Raw genomic sequence first — 14,196 nt, forward strand, 5'->3', positions numbered from 1 at the left:
CCACAAACGGCACCGACACGTCAGCCGATTTATCCCCCACCGTTGCCGTCACCTTATTGCTACCGGCACTGGTCGAAGTGATCACCGCTGTCGCGATCCCGTTGACATCCGTCTTTCCTTCATTCACCGCAGAGACCGTGGCCCCTTTTGTTACGGAGCTAAAGGTCACTAGGATCCCTTCAATCGCGTTGCCGTTCACATCGAGCACGGTCGACGTCAGGTCGTGAAGACCGTTGTTGTCGGCAATCACGCCGGACTTATCATCGCCCTTAAGCTTGATAGTTGGGTGCGCCGCATCAGCAGTGAACGTTAATGGAACAGAGAGAGTTTTGTTTGGAGTTAAAATTTTTAATATTGCTTTTTCAGCGATGGTCTCCGTAACCATAACGCTAATTTTGCCTAGGTCATCGGTTTTCCCATCTACGATTGAAGCTCTTTCACCTTTTGATGATGAAGTATCAAAATGAACAGCTACGTCTGCTAACGCCCGTTCCTCTTTATTTTTAAGTATCGCTGTTACTACATAAGCTTGTTTTCCATCAGCAACAACCGGAGTCAATGGATCGCTACCGTCTGCATGCGCGATTTCTGTCGTAATTCCTTCTACCGTATCTGGCACCACATGGATAATCACCGAGGTTTTTATAACTTGGTCATTAATTAGTTTTACCACTATCGATAAACCATAGTCATTCTCGGCTGAGGTCCGATACAACGGGGCAATAAACTGTGTATGAGCCAGTAATGTTGATCTTTGGATAAAGTCTTTCGCATTGCCTTCAAACTTGATGTCAACAATATTTGATTCATCTCCATCAATTGATAGCCATTGACCTAGTTCAATCAATTGCCCTTCTTGAATGTCGTAATTTTTCGATTTAAACGACACATTAAAGGCCACTTGCTTCTTGCGGTATTCGAGACGAATATTGTGGTCCCGTTCAACTAAATCAAACATTTGAGTATCTAATGATTTACTTAGAGCAACTTGAGACGAATCTAATTGTTGCTGCAGTGGAACACCAAAGCGATAACTCGCATTAGCGCCAACATGTAAGCCATTGATACCTCCTTTTTCATGCGTATAACCCGTATTAAATGAAAGCAATGGAATCGGCGTGTAGATAACATCTGTATCTATTTGATAGGGGTTACTGACAGGATCATCGCCATTTGATACTTCAACATTTTCTCCAAAATATTGTTTATAAGTTGAAGATAGAGACAACGATGGGTATTGCGCAAGATACCCCGTAAAATGAAAGTCTATACCTTGAGCAGGTCTTTCTTCTAATTTTATTTTATCCATTGAATCAAATATTTCAGGACTATCCTTCCAGTCAGATAATGGAAAATAGTAGTTGCTCGATAGCTTAATGAAGTCTCGAGCATATTCTACGCCTATACTGGCTCTTTGATGAAAACGAGTCATATCGTAATCATAGAATGCATTTAGGCCATATAATGAATCTTCACCTTTAGCGCGATAACCAACACCAATATGAGCAAAGTCTCTACCATTGTAGTAACCGTCATCATTTAGAACAAAACCTGGCTGTACAAACCAAGTAGAAGAAGCTATTCCATTTTTGTTAGTCATAATTGGCATAAGTAAATCTAATTCACTTGATTTCAAATGAAATTCTGAATCAAAATCAACTTTAACTTTCGCAGTCCCGTATTGAGACAACCAATCTCGTGCATGAGTCTCGGTATAACGCTCTGCCTCGGAACGTGCATAATCCAGCATTTTTTCTTCAATAGATGTGCCATTATCAATATCAATGAGTGTTTGTGCGGCCAGCGATAACTCATCTGAATAATAAAATGACTTCGGTTGATTTTCATTCAAATCACTTTTATCTAATACATCTTTATTTTTATCTATTTTCAATGTTGGTAACATAAATGTAGATAATTGACGACTAGCTTTTGGATTATTTATGAGCGAAATGCTACCATCGTTAAAATATATAGGGAAATTATCTATACCTTCTTTCGTTAATGCTTTGCTATAGCCAACCACAAGCCCAGACTCAATTGGTCCAACGATGACACGGTGTTGACCAAGCTGCCAAGGTGCAACTGAGTCAATAACTTTCACTTCCAAAGCGGGGGATAAATGCTTAACGCAGTAAATAACATTATCAACCCACTTTAGGTTCGGTTTAATTCCAGAGTAAATATGAAGATAAATTGGATATTTGAAGGTTGATTCTGTTGTGCCCTCTAAGTTAGGAGAAAAGTGCATACCACTCAAACTGCCTGAACCTGAATAGGAAAGCAATGGATAAGCATAAACCACTGGAGAAATTACTAACGAACACAACTGCAGCATTAGTAGTAGACAACTAATAATTTTATTCATAAAAACAAAACCATTGACCAAAAATAGACGACAAAATAGAAAAACTACCTGGTAAATTTCATCATATATTTGCGAAAGCTTTTAAAAGTTAATGGAATAAAAGTAACCCCTACTAACAAAGCAAAGGGCCAGTTTAAACCGAAACACAAATAACAACTCATCGTAACAAATGGTATTACTATCAGTGTCGGCAAAAGGAACATCACCACAAAAGAAAAAAACAAACTAAAAACTAAGCTTCTTGTATAAAAAAACGCACATTCAGCGATACAAAAAAATGAAATAAGATAATAGTTAAAAAGCAATAAAACTATAGCAATTCCATTCACTTCACTTCTAGACATGCATTACCTTTCCTACTTGGGTATAATGTAAAACCGTCAAGAAAACTAATGCTTTTTACGCACCTTAGCTCTAACTTTTTCAAAACACATGAATCTATACACGTTATTTTGAATGAACAATATATATGGGTATCTATTGAGATATCCGTTTTCAAAAAATCTTCTACTGACGAAACTTGAGAAGCATAAAAAACCTTACGCATAACCATAAAACACCTAACACACTCATCACCAAAATCCCTACATATAAAACCAACCTCAATCCGTGATATCTATACCATTAACCACAACAATAAAAACACAAAGAAATAATTTTCTATCTTATAGGTAGTTTTTTTTAATCACTCCCCGTCATCTATAAAAAGTCCGATTAGTTTTACAAATAGTCCGAAAAAAAACGCCCTATGACTTTCCCATGACATTAAGCTCACACAACCATGAAAAACCAAAAATGGAACATATGATTTCAATATTTGAACTGGAATTCAGGTAACTAAATGGAAATAAAAATAGTATCTAAGATAGAAAAAACCATTCCAATAAGACAACTATCAAAAAAAGCGGGTTTTAATTTCTTGCTCTACCATATTCAACCACTCATACCTACGACGATACATGGCTCGCTTAGGTCGTGAAATTAGGCTAATATCTCTTTGTTCATAAACAATCGGTAAAGAGTAAAAGTAATCATCGAAATCCTTGCCTCCTAATTCCAACCAATGTTGATTTAGATCGGTTTTTACTCTTCCTTTGCTATATCGTATAGACTGATAAGAATGTCGGTCATTTTTTATTGCCAAAATTCTTGTCACCCCCCAATAAGTCCCGAGAATCGTAACTAATTTGATCATCAGATCCTTTGGTCGTAACCCATGAAGGGATTTTGTGAGTTTTTTTACTTTATCATTATTTACTTGATTGCTCTTAGGCCCTTGCAATCCACCTATCACTAATTCCCTTTGACTCGATATCTCTCTCAATGAGAATGTAAGCGAGTAAAATCTAGAGTCCTCATCATTAAATAGTGTCAACACCAACTCTCCCTCTTTTCCATAATAACTCGGTGCCAACTTTATGCCATACACTACATCTTCAATTTCGAATGAGGCAAGATCAAATCCATCGGAAAAATAAATACTATCACTTAATTTTTTATGAAAGTGATTGTCAATAAAATTGTAGTGTTCAACTAAAAACACAGCACGTTCTAAAGATGAGTAACCATTAGTTATATACGGTTTATATGGCTTATCTATCAAAAAACCATTGCTTGAGAATTTAACAAGAATACTCTTATCAATATTTTCAAACATCATCAAAAACGATTTATAGTAAAATAAACTTCGACAGACAAACTTACATTCGTACATAATCCTAGTTCTACGAGAAGGGTATTTAGAACTAATGACTTTGGAAAAAAATAAAATTTCCTTAAAACAAAATATTGGATTAACTGACATCGATATCACCACCATATATAACAGATGTAAATTGGAGTAAACAATGTGTGTCAGGAATGATATTTTTAGAAATTAATTTTATTTATCGACATTATTTAAAAGTAAAATTGAAATATAACAACTTGCTAAATGTTACGAAAAAAACAAATAAAAAGTCCGATTTTGTTAAAACCATGACCTTATAATCACAAAGAATTTACGTATCGAATTTTTATAACATCAACATTGGAAAATAACATTTCGATAAATCCAACTAAAGATAACAAAACCGAACTTCAAAAAGCTATGCAGCCGATATTTTTACACAGTTAAAGATAATAATAATCATTTTAACTCTTCTACCACCAAATCAATAAAGCGACGTACCTTGGTCGACATATGTTTACGGCTTGGGTAGACCAAACACATCTCAATTTTATGCACCGGAAAATCGGTAAATAACTCAACCAATTCACCTCGCTCAATGCTGTCTAGCACCAGCGCTTCAGGCAAACGACAGATACCTTGCCCTAAGGTACTTAAACTAAGCGACATTTCTGGGCTGTTGGTCGTCATCACTCCACTCACCTCGATGCGTAATAAAGAACCATCATGATCAATGTAGTTCCACACATAAGGCTGTTTATGATTGCTGTAACAGATCATTTTATGTTTGCTAAGATCACTCGGATGTTTGGGCATGCCATGCCTTCCTATATAGCTAGGAGAAGCAACAGTGCGAGTGCAAGAGCGTTGGACAAGACGACTAATCAAACTAGAGTCAGCAGCGCTAGACGATGAACGCAGCACCACATCGTAGCCTTCGCCAATCAAATCCACTTTATGATCGCTAGCAAACACTTCTACTTTTACCTTAGGGTAAAGCTGCATGTATTTGGCCAATACAGGACTAAGTTGAGCAGCACCAAAATTAACGGGGCAACTGATCTTCAAGACTCCTGTGGGCTCTTGTTGCTGGCCACTGATCGCCAATTCAAGCTCTTGCGCACTTTCTATCAGTTGCTTACTGTGCTGAAAATAGTGCTGCCCTTCCGGTGTTAAGCTTAATGTGCGCGTTGTCCGATGCAGCAAACGCACGCCTAATCGTTCTTCAAGCTTGTTAATCTCTTTGCTGATAAACGAAGTCGAGTGGCCGGTCGTATTGGCGGCATTGGTAAAAATCCCCTGCTCAACCACCGTGGTAAAAATCACCATACCATCGAGTAAGTTCGTATCTGAAAGGCTCATCTTTCACCTCATTACAAGTCATATGGAAATAATAATTACACATTTACCCTATTAATCAAAATATGGAATCAAACTAAACTCTCTCCATCAAACGAATTAAGCAAAAGCATTAATTAAAGAATCGAGGAAGAAACTATGAAAGTTTTAGCATTTGGCGCTAGCAACAACAAAAACTCAATCAACCAGCAATTAGCTCACTACGCAGCAAAGCAAGTACCAAATGCTGAAGTGACCATGTTAGATATCCACCAGCTTGAAATGCCAATCTTTAGCGATGAGCGTGAAAAAGAACTAGGTCAACCAGAGCAAGCCAAGCAATTTTTCCAAGCGATCAGCGATGCTGACCTGATTGTTATTTCGTTTGCTGAGCACAACGGCTCTTACACCGCGGCATACAAAAATGTTTTCGACTGGACAACTCGTATCGACATGAAAGTATTCCAAGGTAAACCCGTTATCATGCTGGCAACGTCTCCAGGCCCTGGTGGCGCAGGTAGCGTACTAGCCGCTGCATCAGGCTCTGCGCCTTACTTTGCCGCAGATGTAAAGGCGAGCATCTCTTTGCCAAGCTTCTACGACAACTTCGACATGGAAACAGCACAGGTGACCTCTGAAGAATTTAATCGCCAACTGTTGGATGCGATTGAAACACTATAATCTGCACTAAAATACGACATTTGCCTTAGTATTTATGCACAATAAAAATGCCCGTTAAGTCGAACTTAGCGGGCATTTCTGGCTTTGAAAGCTCTTATCCCTGTCAGGGTTACTTTTTCACACACATCACATGATAAATGCCATCTTCAACCTCAGTGCCTTCGGTTTCATGTTCAAAACCGGGGAACTCTTTATCCCAAACTTCCAAGCTGCGTAGATAGGTAATTTGCGGACTGTTACTATCGCCAAAGCTTTCACCTGACATCAGCATAGGAATGCCCGGTGGGTATGGAATAACGGCGTTGGCTGATACGCGACCCTGTAGTTGGGTCGATGGCACCATCTCCACATTGTTTTCAACAATAGATTCGAACGCCGCGCGTGGGGTCATTACCGCTTCTGGTAATGTCGAATATGCTGCGTTGAGTTTGTCTGACGGGGTGTGCTGTTTAAGGTAATTAAACATTTTAACACTCAAGTCTTTCATTCCCATTTCGCCATACATATCAGGGTAATTTTCCACTAACTCTGGCAATACATTTTTCAATGGGGTGTTTTGGTCGTGATGCTGCTTGAAATGCAGCAAAGTATTAACCAATGTCGCCCACTTACCCTTGGTGATCCCCATAGAGAAGAGGAACATCACTTGGAAATCGGTAGTACGTGTTGGCACAATGCCATAACGGGTGAGGAATTGAGTCACCAACGCCGCTGGCACACCAGTATCGAGTAAGGTCCCGTCATCACCCATACCCGGAGCAAGAATACTGACCTTAATCGGATCAAGCATGCACCAACCTTCAGGCATATCTTTAAAGCCATGCCATTCGTCGCCCGGTTTCATTACCCAAAAATCTTGCGTCGAGGCAAGTAACTGCGGATCAGCCTCTTCAAATGGGACTTTTTCACCGGTATTAGGATCAGTAAAGGTTTCCGCATTCCACGGTTTAAAGAACCAATCGCCATCTTGTTCAAACTCACGATACAAACGCCCCATCGCTTGACGATAGTCAACCGCTTCATGAATCACCTCTTGGGTGAGTGAGTAACCACGGTTGCCCGACATTTGTGATACGGCAATATCGTTCGAGGCACTAATTGCATATAACGGTGAGGTGGTCGCATGCATCATGTAAGATTGATTAAAACGCTGGAAATCAATCGCATCTTTGCCATGACGAACATGAATATACGAAGCTTGCGATAAAGCATTGAGTAACTTGTGCGTCGAGTGAGTGGCAAATACGGTTGGCTCATCTTCGCTCTCGGTAGGCTCACCTCGCATCGCAAAGTGGTCGGTATAAATAGGATTAAAACGCGCATAGCCATACCAAGCTTCATCAAAGTGAATGCGGTTGCTGCTTTTACCAAGGATTTCCTGCGCACGCTTAGCGTTGTAACACAACCCATCATAAGTACAGTTAGTGATCACCGCATAGACCGGATCTTGATTGGCAAAATCTTTAGTTAATGGCCCTTCGGCGGCACGTTGTTTCAGCGCCGCTTGCTCCATCTGATCTGGATAAATAGGGCCAATGATGCCGTAACGGTTGCGGGTTGGCAGCATATAAACTGGGCGGGCTCCAGTCAGCATCAAACCTTGCTCGATCGATTTGTGGCAGTTGCGATCGCAAATCGCGAGGCTATTTTCCTTCATACACACTTGCATGATGGTGCGGTTTGCCCCTGAGGTCCCTGTCACCAATGAGTAGGATTTGTCTGCGCCAAAGACCTTAGCAGCAAAGGCCTCGCTATCACCAAAATAGCCGGTGTGATCAAGTAGCGAGCCGAGCGAGCCACGTTCGATACCCATATCAGAACGGAAAAGGGCTTCTCCATAATGTTGATAGAAACGCTGCCCTGCCGGGGTTTTAGTGAAACCAACCCCACCTTGGTGCCCCGGCGCCGCCCATGAATATTCATGCACGTCATCGTATTTGATCATCGCCGCCATCAATGGTGGCAACAGTTGATCACGATAACGCTCCATTGCTGCAACTGCGCGACCAACGATGAAGTCGGGTGTATCTTCAATAATCCACACGAACTCATCAACCCGAGACATCAGATCACGGCTTACTGATAAGGTGATTTTTTTTCTTTCGGCTAAAAGAAAGACCGGCACGCCTTGCTGGCGACGATTGAGCTTATCAATCAATTTAAAGAATTTTTCGTTTTCATCGGCTTGTCGCCCCGTCATTTGCGAGGTCAACATAAAGCAATCTACCGGTGTATTGGCATTGAAAATCGAGTAACAGTCATCAAATGACGTGGCAATCGTCACCTCAACACTTTCATTGGCAAATTCATCAATCAATCGATTAAGCGCATTTTCAATCACGCCCGCCTTAACGGTATCGTTAAAAATCAACGCGTGTTTTTTCTTACCGTACTTCCTCATAGCTATCATACCTTCTCTTTAATTCGTTCATTATTGGATTGGTAATAACCTATCGTTGTGAATTTATCCCTATGTCCCTGAAACAGGTTTGGCATCTCGACTGGCAATAAAGCCATAGAAAAAGTAGCCAACCAAGGTGATGAGCGTGCCGTAGAATATCGACTCTTGTCCGGTCGCGTATGCGCCGTAGATGCTATAAAGCACCGCAACTGAACCAACAAAGATGGAAACTTTATATTCTGATTCACCCACATTCGCTTGGCGCAATATCACACCTAATGCCGTCAAAGAAAGGATGTATGGCACCATATTGATGAATACTGCGAGGTCCACCAGTACATTAAACTGCTTAATCAACGTAGGCGAAATGGTCATGACAGCCAGAACAATCTCCAGCGCTAGCATGATCAACATACCTTTCACTGGGGCATCAAAGCGGTTTACATCACTGAATATTTTGGGGAAAAGTTTGAGTTCAGCAGCAGCTTTAGAGACTTGTGCATTGGTAAATTGCCAACCGAGCAATGAGCCAATACAGGCGACCACGGCCATTGCAGTAATGATTTGGCCGATGGTTGGATCAAACATCTCGGCAAAAACCAAACCAAATGGCGCGTCTGATTTGGCCAACTCAGCATTCGGTACGATACCCTGTATCACTGTTGTGGAAGCAATGTAGGTCACGGCGGAAAAAACGGTGGCAAGCATACAGGCCAGTGGCACATTACGTTTAGGGTTCTCTACTGCGCCAGAGTTGGCACCCGCAGACTCGATACCAAGAAAGGCCCATAGCGTCAGAGCAATCCCCGAAGACATCGCAGTCGAAATTGAAACATTATTAGGGTTCCATGCCTCAGCGAAAATCTTGCTATCAAACCAAAACCAACCAATAACCGAAACACCAAGCACAGGAATGATGACTCCCCACACCGTAATTGCCGAGATACGGCCAGTGATTTTGGCACCACGCATGTTGGCCAAAAGTGTCACCACTAAAACCACGACAACACCCACAAAGGTGTGAATTGAGCTTTGTTTAAGCCAAGGAATAAATGATTCTAAGTAGCCCACCGACGTCACGGCAATGGCCACGGCACTGATCACCAGGCAGACGTAATAGGTATAGGACGCGATGAAAAAACTGGATTTTGCATGCGCCCGCTGCGCATACGCAGACATCCCGCCATCTTCAAGACAATACATACCGCATTTAGCAAAAGAATAGGCAATACAAAGTGCCCCAACGGCAGTGATCCCCCATGCGAGTAGCGCAATCCCTCCCGTTTGCGCAAGGCTCGAGGGCAGAAGAATGATCCCGGACCCCATCATGTTAACTGTCACTATGGTCGTCAGCCCCATTAGCCCCATTTTATTGCTCATAAAACCTCACCCTTTACTTATACAACGCTCACCAACGCGAGGGCTGCAAATTCAGTGCTACCGTAAATATGAAAAATGATGCTGACTACGATGCTTTCCATCCAGACCACGTAATGTATCTACGGATACTTTCGTCAATAGTCGATGCCTGTAAGCATAGTCATGTAAATACAGTTAGGTAAATTTTGTTTCAATAATAATTGTCGAGCGAAACTACCCATATCGAACCGTCATTGATAAGGTATTAACAAGCTAAACTGACCGACAACACTTTACCGAATCGCGCTAGAGTTAACTCACGCGACGCACCGGTCACATCGAGCAATTTGCTGGTTTTTACCGCACATATATCAAGCCAACGTCAGGTTTTTAGCCAAATCTAGGTTGCTGATTGATTGATCGTTTCAACAGGCGTATTTAGACACTTTTGTCCGTGGGAGTTTTGAGTGGAACACATCAACGAATTACTCAATGTCATGTCACCGGTACTAGAACAGTACGGCTATTTGGCCTTAATTATTAGTATTTTCCTAGAAGGTGTTGGTATTCCGATGCCTGGTCAATCGCTGATGATCGCAGCATCGATAATGGCGTCACGTGGCGTGATGAATTTGCCCGCTGTCATGCTGACTTCTTGGTTAGCTTGTTTTATCGGTAACAGTTGTGGCTATTTAATAGGTTATTATTTTGAAGGGTGGCTAGATAAAAAAGGCTATATCTCGGGGCAAAAAATGCAAAAGATGCAGTCGGCAATTCAAAAGTATGGGCCGATTTGTTTGGTTGTAAGCCGTTTTATTGAGGGGATGAAACAATTTATGCCATTGGCTTGCGGTATTGCCAAAATGCCTCGCCGTGAATTTATCTGGGGAAATGCGTTGGCGACCACTATATGGGTGCTGATCTTTAGCCTGCTGAGTAATTTTGTCTTTGCTCATCTTCACTTCATTTTGAACTTTTACTCAGATCACCAGATTGGTGTGTGGTTTGCCGCGGCTTTAGTCTTTATTGCTCTAATCGGCCTTATTGTTCGTCGCCGTAAATCAAATAAACGCAATTCGATTAACGAATAACTCGGTAAATAAATAGTCTGAAAAGAGCACAAAAAGCAGCAGTAAGCAGGCGTTCTTGGGGGTACAGGAGCGGATGTCTGTTCACTACTGCTCTTTCTACTCTATCACCGCTTTATTTTCCCTCCGTATTAGGAAAGTAAAAACTACCCAATTTTAATTTTCTTGTTCCTCAATTTGACCTATTCCGGCTAAATTCAACTAAATTGTGCGTATAATGACCCAATTGCGGAAATCATCATTCCATTCATTGCTTCATTTGGTCAAAAGAGCCTCGTTATATGTCTGATCTAAACTTGCTTCGATACTATGCTCGCCTAACTCAGCTTGGTGTGGGCAATGAAATAAAAACCGCATTATCGGACGTATCAGATACCTTATTTACCAGCGCTCGCCATGCCAGAAACTTGCTCGGTGAAATGCAAAAGCAGCATTGGCTCAGTTGGCAGCCTAAAGTGGGCCGCAACCAACGCTCAACCTTGATCTTGAAATTAGAACTGGACGAACTCAAAGCACAACTCGCCACCAAACGCATCGAACAAGGTAAATACGAAAAAGCCCTCGCCATTCTCGATAATAATGAACGTACCTTTGGTCAACTGCTGCAAAATACCTCCGGAGCATCAATTCGCGAAGGGCGGTTACACATTCAGCTCACTTATAAACGTCCATTTGAAAAACTACTGCCCCATTCATTGCACCGTTCAAGCGAGCGTTATCTTATTCGTCAGGTTTATTGCTGCTTGGTCACCAGCAATAGCTACGGCATGCTTGAAGGGCAGCTATCTCATCACTGGCAGCACAACGAGCAAGGAACCGAATGGGCTTTTTACCTTCGCCCCGGATTAACCTTTCACAATGGTCATGTTATTGATGCCAATCACATCGCAGAGCTGTTTAAACAACTCAAACTGCACGCAAACTATCAGCAAGAGTTAAACCATTTGCTCGATGTACGTGCAGCAATGGACAACAAAGTGACCTTTCACCTTTCAGAGCCAGACTTTGGTTTTGGCGGATTACTCTCTGGAATAAAATACTCCATTCAACCCCTCCACCAATTGCAAGCAGAGTTTCAAGGTGCCGTCACTGGCAGTGGGGTGTTTGAAGTCGTTGAACATTCAAATACGAAGCTATGTCTGCAAGCATTCGATCGCTACTATGCTTGTCGCGCCCTGACCGATATGGTGACGATTTGGCAACTGGACGAACGCGAGTTAAAGCAAAAACAAATTGAAACTAATCATCCCGAAAAGCAACGTGATCAAGCCTGCCACTACTACTTAACCTCCGAGACACAAGAGGCCGACTCGCAAGCTATTCAACAAACACGCATCGAAGATGGCTGCATGTTTGTGTTGTTAAACCAACGCAGTCATCAAGCTTTAAGTGAGCAACAGCGTCGGTACTTTTCCAACCTCGTGACGCCTGAGTCGGTCTATCAACATTTGAAACAGCGTGGCAAAAATTTTGGTAGTGAACACGCGTATAATCTGCTGCCTATGTGGCACAAGGTAATTAGACCAGACGCCTCTGTTTGCCCATTACCAAAACAGATCTCAATTGCAGTTTATGATTACAATGCCTTGGTTAACTGTGCCAACGCCGTTGCAGAGCAACTCCTCCATCTCGGCATTGACGTGATAGTAAACACTTACTCCTTCCAAGAGCTCAATAAGCTCTGCGCCGAGCAACGCTTACAAGAGACCATGGTCATAACGAATATCAACCTTGATGATAATCGTCACGCTTCTGCGTTTAACAGTCTCTATCACAACGCCATTTTGCATGGCAGTATTAGCGATGAAGCGCAGACTTGGCTAATTCAGTCACTCCAAATTCTGCGACAAACCACGCCATTAAACCAGTATCTCGATGCACTTGAGCCGATAGCCTCAGCTCTGATCAATCAATATTGGCTGTTACCACTTTTTCATCACAGCCAAACGTTGCGCTTTCATGGTGTACTCAAAGATGTCGCACTGACCAACTGGGGGTGGCCTGATATCCGCAATGTATGGTCTGCCGATTAGTCGTTAAAAATAGTTAGATATCTAAACGTAAATATTTAGATACAAAATCAACCTTGCAAATTACCACCAATATTATCACCGACAAACCACTATAAAACTTGCTCTTATCGCTTGCATTTCGGGGCATTCAGCCGATCCGCACACGATAGTTTGGCAATTTAGCTCTTCAACAATAGTTTGAACTCTAACCAATGTTTCGATGACCTTATAGAGTACTCATTAGAATGGAAATCGAAATGAAACTAAAATTAGCCACTCTTATTTTAGCGGGTTTAACCGCTACTCAAGCCTCTGCAGAAGAGTGTGGCAATGTCACAATTGCCGAAATGAACTGGAGTTCAGCCAGTTTTCTTGCCAACCTTGACCAGTTCATTTTAAACGAAGGCTACGGTTGTAATGCCGAGTTGATCCCCGGTGATACGATGCCAACCGGCACCTCTATGATTGAGAAAGGCCAACCTGATATAGCCCCTGAAATGTGGAGCAATAGCTTAAAAGAAGCGCTTGACCGCGGTGTTGCTGACAAGCGACTACGCTATGCAGGTAAAGCATTGGTTGAAGGTGGTGAAGAAGGCTTCTGGGTGCCTGCTTACCTAGTAAAGCAATACCCTGAAATCGCCACAATTGAGGGGGTTAAAAAACACGCGAAATTGTTTGAGCACCCAGAAGATCCTGATACCAGCGCATTCTATAGCTGTCCGGCTGGTTGGAACTGTCAGATCAGTGCGGGTAACTTATTTAACTCAATGGATCTTGACCAAGCCGGTTTCACCGTCGTTGATCCAGGCTCAAGCGCTGGTCTTTCAGGTTCGCTAGCAAAAGCTTATGAGCGTGAAGAAGCATGGTTTGGTTACTACTGGGCACCCACCGCGATTCTTGGCAAATACGATATGGTTAAAGTCGATTTTGGTAGCGGTGTTGATACCGACGAATACCTAAACTGTATCTCACGTGATGGTTGTGAAAATCCTAAAACGACAATGTACCCACCATCACCAGTGCACACTATCGTCACTGAATCATTTGCATCTCGCGCGCCAGAAGTACAAGAATATCTAAGCAAGCGTGGCTTCACGAACGCGCAAATGAGCCAATTATTAGCTTGGATGGAAGACAACCAAGCCAGTGGCGAAGATACCATGTTCCACTTCTTAGAGACCTCTCCTGAAATTTGGCAGCAGTGGCTACCAAAATCAGTCGCTGACAAAGTCGCTGACGCAATCTAATCACCTCTAGTACCACAGACTAACAGCACTTCT

General features: G+C 42.2%; 9 protein-coding genes. 4 read left to right on the top strand and 5 right to left on the bottom strand.

The annotated features are described in order from the left end of the window. From RH85_RS17035 to RH85_RS17045, 3 genes are all read right to left on the bottom strand, one after another. Positions 1 to 2,368 (bottom strand): inverse autotransporter beta domain-containing protein (locus RH85_RS17035; protein ID WP_006713948.1); only part of this gene is annotated, 2,368 nt, incomplete at its 3' end. Between the two features lie 895 nt (positions 2,369 to 3,263). Continuing rightward, entirely contained in the window at positions 3,264 to 4,172 is a 909-nt protein-coding gene (locus RH85_RS17040; protein WP_039949244.1) for a VirK/YbjX family protein, read from the bottom strand. 324 nt (positions 4,173 to 4,496) lie between these two features. Beyond that, positions 4,497 to 5,399, bottom strand: coding sequence for a LysR family transcriptional regulator (locus RH85_RS17045; RefSeq protein WP_006713950.1), 903 nt, complete (start codon positions 5,397 to 5,399; stop codon positions 4,497 to 4,499). Positions 5,400 to 5,534: 135 nt separating this feature from the next. Between RH85_RS17045 and RH85_RS17050 the strand changes: the two genes are divergently transcribed. After that, entirely contained in the window at positions 5,535 to 6,056 is a 522-nt protein-coding gene (locus RH85_RS17050) for an NADPH-dependent FMN reductase (protein WP_006713951.1), read from the top strand. A 109-nt stretch (positions 6,057 to 6,165) separates the two neighbouring features. Here RH85_RS17050 and adiA read toward each other — a convergent pair whose 3' ends face one another. Together adiA and potE are read right to left on the bottom strand one after the other, a co-directional pair. Further along, the gene (adiA, locus tag RH85_RS17055; protein WP_006713952.1) at positions 6,166 to 8,457 is read right to left on the bottom strand and encodes an arginine decarboxylase; all 2,292 of its coding nucleotides are present in this window, start codon (positions 8,455 to 8,457) and stop codon (positions 6,166 to 6,168) included. Positions 8,458 to 8,526: 69 nt separating this feature from the next. Beyond that, positions 8,527 to 9,837, bottom strand: coding sequence for a putrescine-ornithine antiporter (gene potE / locus RH85_RS17060; protein ID WP_006713953.1), 1,311 nt, complete (start codon positions 9,835 to 9,837; stop codon positions 8,527 to 8,529). A 446-nt stretch (positions 9,838 to 10,283) separates the two neighbouring features. Here potE and RH85_RS17065 point away from each other — a divergent pair, with 446 nt between their 5' ends. The 3 genes from RH85_RS17065 to RH85_RS17075 all read left to right on the top strand — a co-directional run bounded on the left by RH85_RS17065 (position 10,284) and on the right by RH85_RS17075 (position 14,163). Further along, entirely contained in the window at positions 10,284 to 10,907 is a 624-nt protein-coding gene (locus RH85_RS17065; RefSeq protein WP_006713954.1) for a DedA family protein, read from the top strand. A gap of 278 nt (positions 10,908 to 11,185) precedes the next feature. Beyond that, on the top strand, positions 11,186 to 12,937 hold the full coding sequence (locus tag RH85_RS17070) for an SgrR family transcriptional regulator (RefSeq protein WP_006713955.1): 1,752 nt from the start codon (positions 11,186 to 11,188) through the stop codon (positions 12,935 to 12,937). Positions 12,938 to 13,173: 236 nt separating this feature from the next. Beyond that, positions 13,174 to 14,163, top strand: coding sequence for an ABC transporter substrate-binding protein (locus tag RH85_RS17075; RefSeq protein WP_039949250.1), 990 nt, complete (start codon positions 13,174 to 13,176; stop codon positions 14,161 to 14,163). Positions 14,164 to 14,196 lie beyond the last annotated feature (33 nt).

This window comes from Vibrio ichthyoenteri ATCC 700023, from assembly GCF_000222605.1.
Lineage (GTDB): Bacteria > Pseudomonadota > Gammaproteobacteria > Enterobacterales > Vibrionaceae > Vibrio > Vibrio ichthyoenteri.